Origin of the sequence: Mycobacterium sp. 2YAF39, assembly GCF_052114565.1 — a bacterium.
In the GTDB taxonomy this organism is placed as follows: Bacteria; Actinomycetota; Actinomycetes; order Mycobacteriales; family Mycobacteriaceae; genus Mycobacterium.
On the sequence record NZ_JBFREZ010000010.1, the window covers coordinates 70,275 to 87,750 of the forward strand.

General features: G+C 65.0%; 18 protein-coding genes. 5 read left to right on the forward strand and 13 right to left on the reverse strand.

The features are described from left to right. Positions 1-3: 3 nt before the first annotated feature. The 6 genes from AB4Z42_RS24270 to AB4Z42_RS24295 all read right to left on the reverse strand — a co-directional run bounded on the left by AB4Z42_RS24270 (position 4) and on the right by AB4Z42_RS24295 (position 7,033). Entirely contained in the window at positions 4-1,137 is a 1,134-nt protein-coding gene (locus AB4Z42_RS24270) for a virulence factor Mce family protein (RefSeq protein ID WP_442011782.1), read from the reverse strand. Then, complete coding sequence (locus AB4Z42_RS24275) at positions 1,134-2,681, reverse strand: virulence factor Mce family protein (RefSeq protein ID WP_442011783.1); 1,548 nt, start codon at positions 2,679-2,681, stop codon at positions 1,134-1,136. Before AB4Z42_RS24275 ends, AB4Z42_RS24270 begins: the two co-directional genes overlap by 4 nt. A gap of 3 nt (positions 2,682-2,684) precedes the next feature. Further along, on the reverse strand, positions 2,685-4,133 hold the full coding sequence (locus AB4Z42_RS24280; protein ID WP_442011784.1) for an MCE family protein: 1,449 nt from the start codon (positions 4,131-4,133) through the stop codon (positions 2,685-2,687). Next, the gene (locus AB4Z42_RS24285) at positions 4,130-5,164 is read right to left on the reverse strand and encodes a virulence factor Mce family protein (protein WP_442011785.1); all 1,035 of its coding nucleotides are present in this window, start codon (positions 5,162-5,164) and stop codon (positions 4,130-4,132) included. The genes AB4Z42_RS24280 and AB4Z42_RS24285 overlap by 4 nt, the downstream gene beginning before the upstream one ends. Then, positions 5,161-6,393 (reverse strand): MCE family protein, encoded by a 1,233-nt coding sequence (locus AB4Z42_RS24290; RefSeq protein WP_442011876.1) that lies wholly within the window; start codon positions 6,391-6,393, stop codon positions 5,161-5,163. The genes AB4Z42_RS24285 and AB4Z42_RS24290 overlap by 4 nt, the downstream gene beginning before the upstream one ends. Before the next feature lie 73 nt (positions 6,394-6,466). Then, a complete protein-coding gene (locus AB4Z42_RS24295) occupies positions 6,467-7,033 on the reverse strand; it encodes a TetR/AcrR family transcriptional regulator (RefSeq protein ID WP_442011786.1) in 567 nt (188 codons plus the stop codon). A 146-nt stretch (positions 7,034-7,179) separates the two neighbouring features. On the opposite strand from AB4Z42_RS24295, the gene AB4Z42_RS24300 reads away from it, so the two are divergent. Genes AB4Z42_RS24300 through AB4Z42_RS24310 form a run of 3 tightly spaced genes read left to right on the forward strand, consistent with a single transcriptional unit; the run spans position 7,180 to position 9,230 of the window. Further along, complete coding sequence (locus AB4Z42_RS24300) at positions 7,180-7,560, forward strand: hypothetical protein (RefSeq protein WP_442011787.1); 381 nt, start codon at positions 7,180-7,182, stop codon at positions 7,558-7,560. 57 nt (positions 7,561-7,617) lie between these two features. After that, positions 7,618-8,421, forward strand: a complete 804-nt coding sequence (locus tag AB4Z42_RS24305) for a crotonase/enoyl-CoA hydratase family protein (protein WP_442011788.1) — start codon at positions 7,618-7,620, stop codon at positions 8,419-8,421. Positions 8,422-8,447: 26 nt separating this feature from the next. Next, on the forward strand, positions 8,448-9,230 hold the full coding sequence (locus tag AB4Z42_RS24310; RefSeq protein ID WP_442011789.1) for a bestrophin-like domain: 783 nt from the start codon (positions 8,448-8,450) through the stop codon (positions 9,228-9,230). A 20-nt stretch (positions 9,231-9,250) separates the two neighbouring features. On the opposite strand, the gene AB4Z42_RS24315 is transcribed toward AB4Z42_RS24310, so the two are convergent. The 6 genes from AB4Z42_RS24315 to AB4Z42_RS24340 form a co-directional block, all read right to left on the reverse strand. Beyond that, entirely contained in the window at positions 9,251-10,261 is a 1,011-nt protein-coding gene (locus AB4Z42_RS24315; RefSeq protein WP_442011790.1) for a phosphotransferase, read from the reverse strand. A gap of 84 nt (positions 10,262-10,345) precedes the next feature. Beyond that, positions 10,346-11,557 (reverse strand): thiolase family protein, encoded by a 1,212-nt coding sequence (locus tag AB4Z42_RS24320; RefSeq protein ID WP_442011791.1) that lies wholly within the window; start codon positions 11,555-11,557, stop codon positions 10,346-10,348. A gap of 37 nt (positions 11,558-11,594) precedes the next feature. After that, on the reverse strand, positions 11,595-11,993 hold the full coding sequence (locus AB4Z42_RS24325) for a Zn-ribbon domain-containing OB-fold protein (RefSeq protein WP_442011792.1): 399 nt from the start codon (positions 11,991-11,993) through the stop codon (positions 11,595-11,597). Between the two features lie 78 nt (positions 11,994-12,071). Then, on the reverse strand, positions 12,072-12,881 hold the full coding sequence (gene trhA, locus AB4Z42_RS24330; RefSeq protein ID WP_442011793.1) for a PAQR family membrane homeostasis protein TrhA: 810 nt from the start codon (positions 12,879-12,881) through the stop codon (positions 12,072-12,074). 45 nt (positions 12,882-12,926) lie between these two features. Next, positions 12,927-13,880: a DNA polymerase domain-containing protein gene (locus tag AB4Z42_RS24335; protein ID WP_442011794.1), complete on the reverse strand. Its 954-nt coding sequence runs from the start codon at positions 13,878-13,880 to the stop codon at positions 12,927-12,929. A gap of 1 nt (position 13,881) precedes the next feature. Next, a complete protein-coding gene (locus tag AB4Z42_RS24340; protein WP_442011795.1) occupies positions 13,882-14,679 on the reverse strand; it encodes an SDR family oxidoreductase in 798 nt (265 codons plus the stop codon). A gap of 74 nt (positions 14,680-14,753) precedes the next feature. On the opposite strand from AB4Z42_RS24340, the gene AB4Z42_RS24345 reads away from it, so the two are divergent. After that, a complete protein-coding gene (locus tag AB4Z42_RS24345) occupies positions 14,754-15,752 on the forward strand; it encodes a GNAT family N-acetyltransferase (protein ID WP_442011796.1) in 999 nt (332 codons plus the stop codon). Continuing rightward, positions 15,752-16,570, forward strand: coding sequence for a shikimate 5-dehydrogenase (locus AB4Z42_RS24350; RefSeq protein WP_442011797.1), 819 nt, complete (start codon positions 15,752-15,754; stop codon positions 16,568-16,570). The genes AB4Z42_RS24345 and AB4Z42_RS24350 overlap by 1 nt, the downstream gene beginning before the upstream one ends. On the opposite strand, the gene AB4Z42_RS24355 is transcribed toward AB4Z42_RS24350, so the two are convergent. Next, positions 16,567-17,472: a hypothetical protein gene (locus AB4Z42_RS24355; protein ID WP_442011798.1), complete on the reverse strand. Its 906-nt coding sequence runs from the start codon at positions 17,470-17,472 to the stop codon at positions 16,567-16,569. The two genes, AB4Z42_RS24350 and AB4Z42_RS24355, sit on opposite strands and share 4 nt — an antisense overlap. Positions 17,473-17,476: the final 4 nt, after the last annotated feature.

Sequence of the window (17,476 nt, forward strand, 5' to 3'; positions counted from 1 at the left end):
CGGTCATTCGCCCCGCTCGGGCGGGACATCGGCGGGGTTCGGCGTGAACCTGACGTCAGGGAGCATGGTCGACGGATCGCGGCCCCACGACTGTTCCAGGGCGCGCAACGCACCGGAGAACGGAGTACCCGTCAGCAATGCGTTGTCGAGCGAACTGAGGGTCAGGTCCAGGACCGCTGAGATGTTCGCGTAGTCACCGCGGACCAACTTCGGGACCTCGTCGATGGTGAAAGGCAGTGACACTATCAATCGGAGCGCACCGGCCAAATACGGTGCGGCACGGCCGAGTTGTCTGAGCGGGCGCTGCAGCGCAGCGAGATTGTGGTCGATGTTCTGACGCGACTGTGTCAGCGCCTCATCGACCAGAGCGCCGAACTCGCCCAGCGCCTGCACCGCGTCGCCACCGAGGTCGCGGGTGTCATTGAAATGCTCCACCAGCGGCGGGATGTCAGTGAGCACGGCATCCAGGGTGTCGGTGCGGTCGGCGACGATCGACACCAGCTCATTGATGGAGTCGACCGCGCGTTTGATGTCGCCGCGTTGCGCATTGGCTTCGGCGGTGAACGTGTCGAGTTTGTCGAGGAATTGCCGGATCTGGTCGCCCCGGCCATCGAGCAGTGCGTCGACTTCATTGCTGATCACCTCGAGGCTGGAGATGCCTCCGCCGCGAAGTACGGTGGCCACGCTGGCCAGAGTCCGTTCTGTGGTGGGGAACGCCGACGTGTTCGCCAGCGTGATGGTGTCGCCGTCGCGCAGCCTCTGCGGTGCGGGGTCAGGCGGCGACTCCAGCTCCACGTGCTGGCTTCCCAACAGGCTGGTCTGCCCGATCTTGGCGGTGGCGTTCGCGGGGAGTTCGACACTCTTGTCGAGGTCGATGGTCAGAGTGCCGATCCAGTTCTTCAACCCGATGGCCCGCACCCTGCCGACGAAGACGTCGGCCACTCGTACTCTGCTGTTGACGTTGAGCGCCAACGTGTCTGGCACCTGAACGTAGATCCGGTAGGACCGCCCGTCGCTGCCGGGTCCGCCCGGCATCGGAACATTGCTGATGCCTCGCCAGGATCCACACGCCGTCAGTAGTACCGCCGCGGCCAGCAATGCGGCGGTGGCCCGGACGGCTCGCCGTACCGCGGTCATCGGCCTGCCCCTGCTTCGGCGGGTAGTGGCGATCCAGCAGGCACCGGCGCGCTGGGCGTGGGCAGTGGTTGCGGATACCAGGGTGGCGGTAGCGGATTGTTCTGGTCGTAGGCGTTCGGCGGGGCTCCGCCGCGAGGGCCAGCAGGCGGCGGAGGTCCTGGGTCGGGCCCGCCCAGCAACGCGGCCAGCGAATCAGGTGTCAGCATGTTGGCGGTCATCGGTTGCACCTGTATTCCCTGCATTCCGGGCGCGGCGATCCAGCCCGGTTCGTGGTTTCCGTGTGAGAACAACGTGTCTCGCGACCAGATGCCCGGCACGGTGGTGTCCTTGTAGCCCGGCGGCGGTCGCAGCCGTTCCTCGGAATAGGCGACATGTTTGGGTAGCAGGTCCGCAGTGGCCAACGGGACGGTTCCGAACGGGGGGAAGTTGAATTTGATGGCATCGAGAATCGGAGCGAGGTACTGCGCGCAGAGTTCGGCGGATTCCTGGTAGCCCAGCCGGCTGCCCGCTTGGATTGAGCTGCAGATCAACTGCATTGGGTTTGAGAAGTTGCTGACGACCGGTATCGCGGTCAGCGCCCCGTGGGCGGGGTCGTAGATGTTGGTGAAGTTGGTGCCCATGGTGGGCAGCACGTGCAGGGCGGTCTCCAATCCGTTGCGCGGCTGTGGCTGAAGAATCGTGTTGGTGACGTCGGCGAGGTTTTGAATGTCCTTGGTCAGTGCGGGACCGTTGTCCTCCACGAACTTTCGGGTTGTCGCCAGCAGCTGGTCGACCTGATCGATCGCATTGGCCAGTTCGCGATCGTCGTTGGTGAGCGATCCGGTGAAGGTGGCCAGATCGCTGTTGAGCGCGACGAATTGCTGGTCGCTGTCGTGCAGAGCGTTGACAAACACCGCCAGACTCTTGAGGACCGCGAAGAAATCACCACGGCCCTCGTTCACCGCGGTGAGCGCCTCGGACAGGTTGGTCAGTGTGGTGTTGATCTGCTGTCCCCTGCCGGCCAGACCGTCGGCGAAGGATTCGATGGCTTCGCCGAAGGGGCCCTTGGGCGCTCCTGCGGTAGGTGCGAGTTGAGTGACGACGTTGGTGAGCTGCCCGCGTAGTTCATCCCACTCGACAGGCACCTGGGTGCGGTCCAGCGGGATGACTGCGTTGTTCTCCAGTTGCGGTCCGCCGGTATAGCGCGGTGAGAGATCGATGGCGCGGGAGGCGACCAGGCTGGGGTTGAGAATTGAGGCGGTGGCGTCGGCCGGAACCTTGTATTCGCGGTCGTAGTGGAACCTGACCTTCATCTTGTCGCCCGCGGGTTCTATTGCGTCGATCGTGCCGACGCGCACTCCCTGGATCTGCACTTCGTCTCCGGCGTACAGCGAGAGCGTGTCGGTGAAGTAGGCCACGGCGCTGATCGTGGTGAGTTTGTCGTAGAGCTGATAGCCGCCGATCGCCGCGGCGATGCCCAACACCGCTACAGCGGCCGCGGCGATGAGCGTGCGCCGCCGAATTTTCGGGGCCTTCAACCCGCGGATATTGAAGATCGTGGACACGGGTCAGCCCCCCGTTCCGGGCGCATCGGGCGGCGCCAGTGGGTCCAGCGGTACGGTGCGTGCGCCTGGCGGCCCGGGCGCGATGGGCACCGGCTGACCCGGAGCAGTCGGCGGGAGTTGGCCCGGGATGGCGGCGCTCGGTATCCCCGGGGCCGCCGCGGGTGCCTGCGGGTCGGGCATCGAGTGCGGTACGAGTGGCGGCGCGAAGCCGCCGGGGACCGCGCCGAACGGCCCCTGATCGAGCGCGGCGCATGGCAGGGGATTGCCGGGCGACGGGATCCCGTCTGCGGGCGGCGTATACGAGCACGGCGAGCCGGCTGGCACGGCGGGTCCGGGATGTTCTGGCGTGCCTTCCAGCGGTGTGGGCGCCGGTGGCGGCGCGCCGTTGGGGAATCGTTGGCCGTTGGGATCGGGAAAACGAAATGCGGGCAGTCCGGCGTTGCGCCAGAACTCTTCCGGGTCGATGCCTCGCTTCTTGAACGCCGAATCGACGAAGGGCTGCAGGATTTGGTAGGGCAGCAGGTTGGCGATCATGACCTTGAAGTACGGCCCGGAACCGACCGCTTCGGCCAGCGAGGCGGTGAACTTGCTCAGTGTTGTGAGCACGTCGGCCAGGTCGTCCTTGTGCGCGACGAGCAGACCACTGATGGTGCGCAGTTGATCAAGTGCCGGCTTGAGGTTGGGGGTGTCGGCGATGAAGCCCTGCACTTGCGTCGACAGCTCGGAAACCCGTTGCAGCAGAGCGTCAATCGCTTGCCCGCGGCCGTTGATCGCGGCCAGGAGTGTTTGGGCGCCGACCAGCAATTCGTTGACCTGCCCGCTGCGATCACGCAGGACACCGGCGACCCTGTTGGCGTCTGCGAGCAGAGACTTGATGTCTTCGTCACGCTTGCCGATGGTGTCGGAGAAGCGGGCCACGCCGTCCAGCGCGGCCGATAGGTGCGGGGCGGTCTGATCCAGCGTCTCCGACAGGACCCTCAGCGACTGTTTGACCGTGTCGAAGTCCCAGCCCGCCGCGGTCTTGGTGACGTCGGAGAAGGCGTCATAGATCTGGTACGGGGTGGTGCTCTGCCCGATCGGCAGCACCCCGTTGGGTCGTAGGGGTTCGGTGCCGTGCGGTTCGATCTCGAGCGTCTTCTTGCCGAGGATGGTGTCGGTGCGGATGGCCAGCCGGCTGCCGGTGCCGATCGTGGTGGAGTCCACGGAGAAGCCGATCGTGACATATTCGGGGTCCAGTGCGATCGAGCGGACCGTACCGATCCTCATGCCGAAGATGCGGACTTCGTCGCCGGTGTGCAGCCCGGCCGAGTTACTGAACTGGCCGTAGTAGACCGGCTGCGCGAACAGCATGGGGATGCTGGCGAAGCTTTGTCCGACTCCGATCACGAGCGCGACGATGATGACGCCCAGCAGGCCGGTGCGGCCGCGATTGCCCTCCTCGAGAATCCTCATTTGGGCGTGCACCTACCCGTGGGTTGCGACAGGACCTTGACGGTGCGCACCGGCCCACCGGGCTGCAGGCCATTGATTTTGAGCGCCACGTCGCACAGGTAGAAGTTGAAGAAGTCGCCGTAGATACCGCCGATGCGACCGATGATCCGTAGCGCATTGGGCAGTTTGGTGAGTAGGTCGTCGAGCTGGTCCTGCTTCTCGATGAGCGGACCCTGGATGTTCTGCAGGTGCGTCACGGTGTCCGCGAGCACGGGGCGATTGTCGGCGAGCAGATCTGCGACCGAGCCTGCTGCGTCGCTGATGTGGGCCAGGCCGTCGGCAATCGGGTCGGCACGATCCCTGAGGCCACTGATCAGCTGCTGGAGATTGTCGATGGTCTGGTCGAACTGGCGTTGGTGGGTGACGGTGGTCCGAAGCACGGTGTTCAGGTTGTCGATGACCTCGCCGACGGCTTGGTCGCTGTCGGCCAGAGCCGATGTCAATTGCGCCGTCTGATCGAGGATGTCGTTGATGGTTCCGCCCTTGCCCTGGAAGACCGTGATCAGTGAGGTCGCGATGTTGTTGACCTTCTGCGGGTCCAGAGCACGGAACAGCGGCTTGAATCCCCCGATGAGCGCATCGAGGTCCAGCGCAGGCTGGGTTTGGGTGATCGGAATGCTGCCGCCGGGCGGCAGAATTCGGGCAGCGTCTTGGCCGCGCTGCAATTCGAGATAGCGGTTGCCGACCAGGTCGGCGTAGCGGATGTACGCGGTGGTCGACTCGAACAGCGGCAACGAGCGGTCGACGTCGAAGTCCACGATGATGTGTCCACCGTCCGGGGCCAGCCGCACCTTCGATACCTTGCCCACCTCGACGCCCGAAGCGCGCACGAACTGGCCGGCCTTCAGGCCGCTGACACTGCTGAATGCCGCTGAGTATGTGGCGGTGCGATCGAATCGCAGCTGACCGAAGACCACGATGATGAATCCAGTCAGGGCCAACAGCACCGCGGAGAAAGCGCCGAGTTTGATTGCCGTGCCGGAGATTCTCATGGGTTGATCGTGTTCTCTCCGACCTGACGGCCCCAGACGTATTCGTTCAGGATGGGTTGGCCGAGTTCCATGTGGTTGTACGGGGCGATGGAGGCGCCGGTGTCGGTGACAAGGTAGGGAGCAGGCCACAGATCCCGGGTGATGGGCTGCCAGCATCCTGGCTTTCCGCCCGGGCCGCCGCTGGCATTGGTGCGAGGCAGGTTGTCGGGGTAGACATATGGGTTTTCAGCCCCGAGAACGGCGGAGTTGGTCACCGCCGAATACCCGTTGCCCCCCGAAGCCGCCGCGACCTTTGGTGCCACATCGTGGTAATTGCGGAACATGCACAGCAGTTGTGGGCTGTATTCATCGAGAAGATCAGCGGTCGGGACGAGATCGGCCATGCCGCGGACGAGAAATGGGTTGCCGCGGCGAAGGATATCTGCGCCGGTATTGCCGAATCCGACCGATGCCATCAACGCGGCGTCGAGTTCGTCGCGCTGGCCGTTGAGAGTTTTGACGGTGGTCACTGCGTCGCGCAGTGCGTCCCACAGGTCCGGTGAGGCGTCGGCGTAGATGTCGGCCAGGTCGGCGAGACGCTGAATGTCATAGCGCACCTGCGGCATTCGTGGATTGACCTGATCGAGGATCGCGTTGCCGTCGACCAGTGAACGACCGAACTTATCTCCGAGCCCGGTGAGTGCCTCCGCGGTGGCGCTCAGGGTGGCGTTGAGCTTGATCGGGTCCACCTTCTCCGCGATGGACATGATGGTCTCGAACAGTGTGTCGAACTCCGTGGTCACGGACGACACGTCGATCGGCTGGCTCGGCGAAAGAGACTCAGGTGACGGGTTTTTCGGTGAGGAGAAGGCCACATATTTGTTGCCGAACACGGTGCTGGCCTTGATGGTGGCGGTGGCGTTCGCCGGGATCGAGGCCAGCGAGTCGGGGGTGACCTCGAGGGTGATCTTCGCCCTGGTGGTTTTGTCCAACGAGTCCGGTTCCACCGCGGTGACACGGCCGATCACGACACCGTTGTACGTGACCTTCGACCCATGGTCCATGGACAGGCCCGAGCGACTCGCCAGCAGTGTGAGCTTTGTGGTCGGGGCCAGTCCGCCGCGGAATTGCACCCACACGAAAGCCAGCACGCCGACCATGGCCAGCACCGTGATCACACCGGCGACCTTGATGACCGCATTTCGGGGTGATGCCCACGAAGCGCTCACGTCAGCGAGCCGACGTCGCATCCACGAGTGCCACGCGGCGGACGCTACCATACCTTTTTGTATGTGAATAGGTCGTGACGACTTCAGCGCCAGCTCAGCGTTTGACCATGAAGTCCACGAATTGCTCCCACTCGCGCACCGTCGCGCGGTCGGGCCGCGGATCAGATAGGTGCAGTAGGCCGACACCGGTGGCAAAGAACACCTTCGCGCGTGTATCGGCTTCCTCCGGTGGAAACCCCAGATCGCGGAACGTGTCGCGTGCGGCGTTCAACACCCGCTTGTCGGCGGCCCGCACGCTCGAAGCCACCGCTCGATCGGTGCGGCCCCATTCGCGCATCACCCGTTCCAGCGTCCAGTGACGTGGAGTGATGAATGACTCCACCATCGCCGACAATCGCTCCCGCGGGGGCATCTCACGTAGGCGGGCGAACACCTGACGGTCGGTGTCGCGCAATTCGCCCCACGAGGACACCAACGCTGCGCGATAGCTCGCCATGTCGTCGAAGTGCCAATAGAAGCTTCCCCTGGTCACGCCGAGGTACGCGCAAACCCGTTCAAGCTTGAGAGCCCGGATTCCCTCCTCGGCGACGATGGCGAAGCCGGCCTGTATCCAGTCGTCGACCGAAAGGCGGCCACCACCCGATGTCGCGCGCCTCGCCATATCGGCAGCCTAGTGAGGAATTGCGCCAACGCAGGTGCTGGATTCCTGCGTCGACGCCAATCTTGGGATCGGTAGGCGACACGTCCATGTGTACTTGGCGCAACGACCCGTCCATTGAGGCTGGGCATGAAGACAAGGACCCTGGTATGCGCAGAGCCCTCATCGGAGCGTTGGCGACCGCCACATTCGCGTCCGTAGGTTTCAACATCGCGCTCGTGGTGGCGCCCTCCGGCACGGCCAACGCCGCGCCGTTCTGCTCACCATCGAATGCGAATACACCGCCGTGCGCTCCGCCCGAGGGACCTCCGGGTACCTGCGATGCGAATGGTGTCTGCGGTCAGATCTGGTGCCCGGGTTCGGGGATGTCTCCGATTCCGGAGTGGGATATGAACGTCTGCCACACCTTCTACTTCGATCCCGCCGCGCCGCTGACCAAGCCGGTGATGATCCCGGGCCAGCCTCCCGGCCCGCCGCCGCCTCCGCCCCCGCCGTGCATTCCATTCATAAACTGTCTGCCCGGTCTCTGATCGTCCTGTTTGGCTCCACAATTCTTGAGCGGACCGCATCGCGATAGATTGCGATGCGTGAGCGAAGACAGAGTTCGTGTGCAGGTCGGCGACAACGGTGTGGCGACGGCGACGATGGTGCGGGCCGATAAGCACAACGCACTCGACCAGGCCATGTTCCAAGGCCTGGTGGATGCCGCAGAACAGCTGGCAGCCGATACGGCCGTTCGCGCGGTCGTGCTCCACGGCGAGGGTAAGAGCTTCTGCTCGGGTCTGGATGTCGCCAGTTTCATGAGCGGTGAACGCGGCACGGGCATTCTGCTGGACCGCGATGAGAAGCGGATTGCGAATTTCGCTCAGCGGGTTACCTACGACTGGTCACTGGTGCCCGCGCCCGTCATCGCCGCGATTCACGGCAACTGCTTCGGCGGCGGCCTGCAAATCGCACTCGGCGCCGACATCCGGATCGCCACGCCGGACGCGAAGCTGAGCATCATGGAGATCAAGTGGGGCCTCGTACCCGATATGGGGATCACGCAGACGCTGCCGAGACTCCTGCCGATCGACGTCGCCAAAGAGATGACCTTCACCGGTCGCATCGTCTCGGGCAGCGAGGGCCGCGAGCTGGGGCTGGTTACCCGGACTGAAGAGGATCCGCTGTCTGCGGCGCTGGCGCTCGCCGAGGAGATCGCGCAGAAATCCCCGGACGCGGTCCGCGCCGCAAAGCGCCTTTACGACGAGACGTGGGCGGGCAACGATCCCGCGGCCGCCCTCGCGCGCGAATCAGAGCTTCAAGAAGGCCTGATCGGTAAGCCCAATCAGATCGCCGCCGTGATGGCCGGAATGTCGGGGGAGAAGCCGGTTTTCGCCGACCCCGATTAGCAGACACTGCGCTTAGGAGGCGGGCAATGGGCGGAATGAACCTGTTGGGGATGTCGCTGTTTCTGGCCGCGGTCCTTGCAGTATCAATTTTGTTGGCTGTCGGCAGCGTATGGCTCGCCAACAAGACGGTCTACCATCCGGACACCAAACAGGAAACCGGGTCTCTGGCGTCGTTCGTCACCACAGTCGCCCTCGTGTATGGCGCACTGTTGGGATTCACCGTCGTCGTCGCATGGGAGCAGTTCTCCTCTGCCGAGGCGAACGTCACCAATGAGTCATCGACCTTGGCCACGATGTACCGGCAGACCATCAGCTTGGCTCCGCCGGAGCAGGAGACCATGCGCAAGCTGCTGCGCAACTACACCGTTTCCGTCGAAGCCGAATGGGACGATCAAGGCAACGCTACCGCGAGCCGTGGAGCCCGAGCGGCGATTACCGACATGTACCGCGTGCTCGGCAGTCAACAGTCAGGCGCGTCCAATCCGATCAATGCAGAGATCCGCGACCAGCTCAATGTCTTGATGTCGCAACGCAGCACCCGAATATTGGATACAACGCCGCGGATACCGGGATTGTTGTGGGCAGGTCTGCTTTTCGGGGCTGTCCTGCTCATCGGACTGATCGGCTTCACCCATCTGGATTACCGCCGCAATCACATGATTCTGTCGAGCGCGATCGCCATCTTGCTCGGCCTGCTGCTCTTCCTCATCTTCTGGCTCGACCATCCATTCGGCCGCCAAATGGGCGTCACACCAAAGTCGTTCGATTACGCTATCCAGGTCTTCGATGGAGTCGACGAGGCGACCTAGACAAAATGCGCCGATCCCGATTAGGCCAGTCGGGCGCGTAGCAGACTCAGTGAATCAAAATCGCGAAGCGCCTGCACCGCCCGGTCGAGACCCGCGCGCGTCGGGGCTTCGCCCTGCAAGCGACGACCGAAAGCCGCTGTGACGCCTGCGGCGATGAAACCGGTGAAGGCCAGGAGGCGATACGAGTCCCACGCGTCGTCGAAAGTCAATCGGGTGGTGCCGTCGGCGTTGAGGGCATCGACGTAGGTGCGTACCAGATCGGTGTCGATGGCACGGCGGGTGTCGGTGTCGATGGACGTGGCGGCGAAGTAGGCGAGATCTTTGACGGCAGGTCCGCAAGACGTGACCTGCCAGTCGAACAGGATCGGCCGACCGCCGACGAAACACATGTTCCCAAGGTGGGTGTCGCCGTGGATGAGCGAGTGCGGGTAGGTCCGCAACAGTGCCGCGATCGCCCATCGGTGCTTGATGAGCATCTTGGCCTCATCGCGGATATCCAGCGGCACAATGTCATTGAAGTCTTTGGGGATGGTGCGGATCAGATGCCAGGAATGCGGGCCCAGCCGAGTATTGCGGGAACGGGTCGGGCTGAGGTACGCGAGGTCATCGTCGAAACGTGCTGACTTCCAGAACTTCTGGTGCACGGTCGCGAGCGCGCCTGCGACGGCCAGTGCCTGTTCGGCGGTCGCGCCGGTCGCCAACGGCGGGAACACCGCGTCGCGTCCGGCGAGATCCTCCAGGATGACCACGGCGTGGCCGCGGCCATCCGACGCCGCGCCGTACAGTCCAGGCGTCACCTCTGACAGCTCTGTATGCAGGCGAAGATAGGCCTCGGCTTCGTTGTGCGCCAAGGCCATGAAGCGGTTGAAAAAGCGTTCGGCAGGCCGGGTTGGTGCGAGTTTGACGAACGCCGTACCGGGCAGGTCGTCAGCTCCGGTGATGTCGAGTCGCGCACGAGTCGCCGTGCCGTGGTCGACATCGCGCACCTGCACGGCGGTTACATCGTCACGCGACGTGAGACTGCGGAACATTGCCACGTCGATATCGTGCGGTCGGCGCGGAATGCCGCTCTGGGTCAACGGAAGTGCCCTTCGATGAGTGAGCCGGCCCAGTGGTCAAGCCGCTGATTTCTCCAGAATGTGAACACCGCACGCGGAGCCGAGTCCGATGACGTGGGCAAGACCCACTCTCGCATTCTCGATCTGGCGGTCGCCGGCCTCGCCGCGCAGGTGGTGGCAGACCTCCCAGATGTTGGCGATACCGGTAGCCGCGATGGGGTGGCCCTTCGACTCCAGCCCACCCGACACGTTCACCGGAGTCGAGCCGTCCCGCCATGTCGCACCGGAGTTGAAGAACTCCGCGGCTCCGCCCTCTTCGCACAGCATCAGGTTGTCGTAGTGCACCAGTTCGGCCGTCGCGAAGCAGTCGTGCAGCTCCACCAGATCGAGGTCGTTCGGACCGATGCCGGCCTGCTCGTAGGCGATCTTCGCGGCCTTGCGTGTCAACGTGTTGACGTTGGGCAGGACCTGGCAACCCTCTTCGTAGGGGTCGGTGGTCAGCACCGACGCCGACACCTTCACCGCGCGGCGCCGCTGTTCGAGCGAAAGGGAGTTCAGCGTCTCACCGTTGCAGACCACCGCGGCGGCCGCGCCGTCACAGTTGGCCGAACACATCGGACGGGTGTTGGGGTAGGCGATCATGACATCGTTCATGATCTGATCCAGCGTGAACCTCTTCTGGTAGGACGCAAGCGGATTCAAAGTCGAGTGGGCGTGGTTCTTCTCGCTGATCCTGGCGAACAGCTCGAAGCTCGTCCCGCCGTACTTGTGCCCGTATTCCATCCCGATCTGGGCGAAGACACCGGGCATGGTCTCGGTGCCGATCCGCCCGTCGATCGGGGCGACCGCGCCGTACCGACCAGCCGGTGTCCAGGTGTCGGCGTCCTTTTTCTTTGTGCCCCCTCCACCGAGCAGGCCTGCGCCCGAGAGCTTCTCGACCCCGACGGCGAGACCGTAGTCGACTTCGCCGGCCTTCACCGCCATGATGGCGGTCCGCAGCGCGGTGGCCCCGGTCGCGCAGGCGTTGGCGACGTTGTACACGGGGATGCCGGTCTGGCCGATCTGCTTCTGAAGTTGTTGTCCGATACCGGCACTGGCGTTCATCAGGTTGCCCGCCGCGAGCACGCCGATGTCCGCCATCGTGACACCGGCATCCGAGAGTGCCCCGGTCGCCGCCTCCGCCGCCAAGTCGACCGTGTCGAGATCCGGGTGCTTGCCGAACTTGGTCATCTGAATACCGAGGATCCAGACCTCGTCGCTTGCGCTCATCGTTGAGGCTCCTTCTTGGAAGTGGGTGGGGCGTGCGTCAGCTGACGGGCTCGAAGCCGAACCCGATCGCCTCGGTACCGCCGGAGTCGGTGCCGATCGAATGGGTGGCGAGCCGGACCTTCATGCCGTCGTGGACGTGCTCTGGATCGGGTTCGACGTTGATGAGGTTCGCGCGGACCTGGGTGCCCTCGCAATCGACCACCGCTGCGACGAACGGGGTGGGAATTCCTGGAGCGGCGAAGGCGACGATCGTGAACGCGCGGACCGTGCCTTCGGTGGCGATCGGCACCGCCGTGAAGTCGGTGGCGAAGCAGTTGGCGCACGCGTTACGCCGGTCGAAGAAACGTGCACCGCATTTCGCGCACTCCTGCGCGACCAAATGCGGCTCGTCGCCGTCCAGCACTAGATAGTCGACCAAAGGGATCGGCCCAGCCATGTGCACCTCCATCGTCGGTGCCATCGACGTTAGTACTCGGCGCTCATCAAATTGAGGGCGACCTACGACGATTCTCCGCTAGAGAACGACGAACCAGACGGCGATGTAGTGACTTATCGCCGCCGCTGCGGTGAACGCGTGAAAGAACTCGTGATAGCCGAACGTATGCGGCCACGGGTTCGGCCACCGAAGGGCGTAGAGGATGGCGCCGACGTTGTAGAGCAACCCGCCCAGGACGAGCAGCCCCACGACGAGCGGACCGCCGCCGTCGAGCAGGCTGCCTGCGAACCAGATCGCCACCCAGCCGAGTAATAGGTAGAGCGGCACACCCACCCACCGCGGAGCCGACGGCCACCACATCTTCAGTGCCACTCCGACCGCGGCACCGCTCCACACGATGGTCAGCACCAGGTTCCCGGTGTTCGGCGGCATCGCCAGTAGCGCGAACGGCGTATAGCTACCGGCGATGAAGACGAAGATCGCCGAATGGTCGAGCCGCTTCATCCACTTCAGGACCACCGGGTTGTGCCAGTGCTTGCGGTGATAGACCGCGCTGACACTGAACATCGCGACGATGGTGACGGTGTAGATCAGGGTCGCAAGGATCGCCCTCGGTGACGACTCGATGACGGCCACAGATACCAGAGCCAGTCCGCCCACCGTGGCCGCGACCGCGGAGCACAGATGGATCCAGCCCCTGGCACGTGGTCGCCCGATGAGGTCGGCGACGGTATCGGCCAACCCCTGGGGCAGGTCGTCGACAACGGGGGCCGGCGGAATCTCAGGTGCCGGCCTCACGTCAGTGCGACGGGATGCCACGTGGTAGTCGTCGCTGATCAGCGCGATAAAGCGTCTCCTGGTGCGTGCGGCGGGCCGATGGCGGGCCATCGCGGACCGCGACGACGCGAGGCTGAGTCTACCGTCGGGGCGCTCCTAGGACGATTCACGCCGGGCGCGGGCCCGTCGCTTGCCCTCGTGCATCGCCGCCACCCGGGCGACGGGAATGGTGCGGCCCTGTTCGATCAAGTCGGCCGGCAGCCGCTGGGCCTGCGGCATTGACTCGGTCCACGTCGGTCGGCCGTAGAGCGCATCGATCGCCGTGTGGACTGTGAAGTCGGCAGGTGTGATCGAGTCGAGCTCGTCCCAGTCCACCGGAAACGACACCGGAGTGCCGGGACGCAGTCGCGGGGTGTACGCCGCGGCGACCGTCGCCCCGCCCGCGCGGGTGGCGTCGACGAACACCTTGCCGCCCCGGTCTTCCACGATGAACGCCGTCGTCGCGATGTCCGGATCGAGGGCTTCGGCGCGGGCGGCCAGGGCCCGGGTCGCCGCGGCGACATCGTCGACCGGCGCCGATTGATCAATCGGTACGAACACGTGCAGCCCCTTGGCGCCGCTGGTCTTCACCGCACCGGCCAGCCCGCTGTCGGTCAGCGCCTGACGCACCAGATGAGCGACGGCCACGACCTGCCCGAAGTCGTCGGCGGGCGGGTCGAGGTCGAGCACCAGATGTGTGGGGCGATAGACATCGCCTGCCAGCCCCAGCGTGGGGTGGTACTCGACGGCGCGCTGGTTGGCCAGCCAGAACAGCGTGCGGCGGTCATTGCACAGGGCATAGCGCACCTCGCGGTGGGAGGCCTCGGCCCACATGGTCGAGGTCGCGATCCAGTCCGGCGTGTACTTCGGCACGTTCTTCTGCATGAACGGTTCGCGCCCGCGCAGCACCCGCAGTACGGTCAGCGGCCGGTCGGCGAGGCCGGGCAGTATGCGATCGGCGACCGCGTCGAGGTAGTCGACGAGGTCACGCTTGGTGGCCCCGGCGTCGGGCGTCAGTGGTTCGTCGAGATTGGTGAGGTCGACCCCGTCGCGCTGTTCCTTGGGACCCACGTCATCCGCTCGCGGTCGTGGCGAGCCCCCCGTCGACGGGGATGACCGCACCGGTGAGATACGCCCCCGCCCGGCTGGCCAGGAACACCGCGATGCCGGCCATGTCGTCGTCTCGTCCGATGCGACGCAGTGGCGCCGACGCCGCAATCGAATCCCCGAACGTCTCGAGCGTCGCCGCCATCATCTTCGACGGGAAAGGCCCTGGCGCAACGGCGTTGACGGTGATGTGTTCCGGCCCGAGATCGTGGGCGAGTTTCCGCGTCAGCTGATGCAACGCCGCCTTGCTGCTGACGTAGGAGTACACCGGTAGCCGGCTGGGGCGAAGGCCGTCGATACTTCCCACGTTGATGATCCGCGACGGATCGTCCGCGGTCCCCGTTTCGCGGAGTGCGGCAAGCAGGGCCTGAACCATCCAGAACGGTGACTTGACGTTGAGGTCGAGCACCTTGTCCCACGCCGAGTCGGGGAAGGTCTCCAGTGGCTCACCCCATGTCGCGCCCGCGTTGTTGACCAGGATGTGCAGCTCGCCGCCGCCGGTGACTTCCCCGGCGAGCCGCACGCATTCCTCGTGCTGGGACAGGTCTGCGGGAATGGCCTGCACGTCGCCGAAACTCGACAGCTGCGCGCGCGCTTCCTCGCAGGCGTCCGGCTTTCGGGAACTGATCACCACGCGGGCCCCGGCCTGCACCAGCCCGCGGGCCATCATCAGCCCGATACCCCGCGAGCCGCCCGTGACCAGGGCGCGCTTACCGGTCAGATCGAACAACTGGGCATGACTGCTGAACTGGGCGTCGGTCATTCTTCGAATAGTGCCTTATCGCCCTGGCGCTCGTTCCTTCCTCGTCGCCTCGGCCACGCCGGTAGCCTCGTGGCGTGGCCGGCCAGACTGTCGTCCGAGCCGACGAACTCGCCGAATTGGGGGTCTTCGCCGGCTGCTCGACCGAGGCCCTGGCACCGCTGGCCGCGCAGTTGCAGCCCTTGAGCGCGGCGCCAGGACAGGTGCTCATGCAGCAGGGTGAGCTTGCCGTTTCGTTTTTGCTGATCGGCTCCGGCTGCGCCGAGGTGAGCCATTCCGGAATTGACGGACACGACACCGTCGCGCAGCTGGCGCCCGGTCTGATCGTCGGCGAGATCGCTTTGCTGCGCGATATGCCGCGGACCGCGACTGTGGTGGCAACCGAGCGGCTGACGGGATGGGTCGGCGGCCGCGAGGCCTTCGCGACCATGCTCGAAATCCCGGGCATGGTGGAGAAGCTGGTACGCACGGCGCGGCAGCGGCTCGCCGCGTTCATCACACCGATCCCGGTAAAACTGCGCGACGGGTCCACGTACTACCTGCGTCCGGTGCTGCCGGGGGACAGCGAGCGCACGACGAACGAGCCCGTCGAGTTCTCCAGCGAGACGCTGTACCGCCGCTTCCAGTCGATGCGCACGCCGACGAAATCGTTGATGACCTATCTGTTCGAGGTCGACTACATTCACCATTTCGTATGGGTGATGACCGAAGGACCCGACGGTCCGGTGGTCGCCGATGCGCGCTACGTGCGCGACGAAGCCGACCCTTCCGATGCTGAAATAGCGTTCATCGTCGGCGACGACTATCAGGGCCGCGGTATCGGCACATTTCTGATGGGAGCACTCGCTGTGACAGCGGATTACGTTGGTGTTCAACGCTTCACCGCGCGGGTGCTCTCCGAGAATCACCCGATGCGGGCGATCCTGGACCGCTTCGGCGCCGAGTGGCACCGCGACGATCTCGGGGTCGTCATCACCGTCGTCGATGTTCCTGAACCACGCTCGCTGAAGCTGCCGTCCACGCTGGTCGAAAAGATCCGCGCGGTGACGTACCAGGTCATCAAGGCGGTGGGCTGATGCGGCCGCCCTTGAACAAGGACACCCGGCTCTGCATCTCGTTGGCGGCCCGGCCGAGCAACATCGGAACCCGGTTCCACAACTACCTGTACGACCTGCTGGGCCTGGACTTCATCTACAAGGCATTCACGACGACAGACATCGCCGCCGCGATCGGCGGGGTTCGCGCGCTGGGCATCCGGGGCTGTTCGGTGTCGATGCCGTTCAAACGGGACGTCATCGCGCTCGTCGACCATGTCGAGCAGTCGGCGAAGTCCATCGATGCCGTCAATACGATCGTCAACGACGACGGCCACCTCACCGCATCCAACACCGACTACATCGCCGTCCAGCGGCTCATCGTCGAGCACGGGCTGCGACCGGCGCAGTCGCTGCTGCTGCGAGGGAGTGGGGGCATGGCCAGCGCCGTCGCTGCGGCATTCCGCGACTACGGTTTTGGGCAGGGCACCGTCATCGCGCGCAATGCCGATACGGGACGGGCCCTCGCCGAGCGGCTCGGTTACGAGTATGCCTCCGACGTCGGGACACGGACCGCCGACGTGATCGTCAACGTCACCCCTGTCGGCATGGCGGGGGGCGCCGAGGAGAACGATCTCGCCTTCGGCGCGGAGACGATCGCCAAGGCGCACACAGTGTTCGACGTGGTGGCGTTGCCGTCTGAGACACCCCTCATCACGGCGGCACGATCGGCGGGTGTCGACGTCATCACTGGGGCCGAGGTGATCGCGCTGCAGGCCGCCGAGCAGTTCGAGCGGTACACCGGTATCCGGCCCAGCCCCGAACAGATCGCGGCCGCGTCGGCGGTGTCGCGCGCCTAAGCGACGCTGACCACGGCGATCTGCCGGCGTACCTTCTCGATTCCTTGCGTCCACTTCGCATACATCAGCGTGGCTTCGAGGAACCAGACCAGCGACGAGTGCACCGCCTCACCCGCAGGCGGCGCATCCGCGGGCAGGTCGAGCGCGAACGGCACCGTCACCGGCGACCCTTTGCGCAACGGAATACCCTTGCCCAGCTTGACCGTCTGACCCGTCGAGCCCCCGCCGCCGGCGGCCGGTGTACGGGCCAATGGATGGGAGAGTCGCTTGTAGCCCCAGTAGATTCCGAGTTCAGCGTCGGACATGTCGACGTTCGGCGTCAGGGTGATGCCGCCGTTGATCGTCGCGCCGGCGACGAAGACCGTTGACGGCAACACGATGGCCAGATCCGTTTCGCCGTCACCGGCGATGCGTCGCTGCGTTTCGTCGGTGGGTTGGGCGTCGTTGCGGCCGACGAGGACGGTGAAGTCGCCGTGGGCCTCGACGTCGCGACCGCCGCGGTCGACCGTGAGCCGCGCCGACCATCGCGCGAGATCATCCGAGGATCCCGGTGCCCACGACGGGACGGTGAACGACGAAGAGAACTCGGTGAATTGGCCGTCAGTGACCGGAATCTCGACCGTCGTCACGCCGACCCAGTCGCTGGTGTCCTTCTCGCTGCCCGCGTCGGTGCCGACCTCGCCCATCAGCCACCACACGTCGTTCATCTCGGTGGCCATCGAATCCGCGCGCCCGGCCCATCGGTAGCGGTAGAAGTTGGTGTAGCCCCACTCCAGGGTCGCCGCGGACACCTTGTCGATCGGCCTGTCGGTGGTGACGGTGGCCGTCACCTTGTGACGCCGTCGCACCACTTCCGGCGTCACGACCACGCGCGCCGCCGGCGTCCGGCTGAAGAGGCCCATGGCG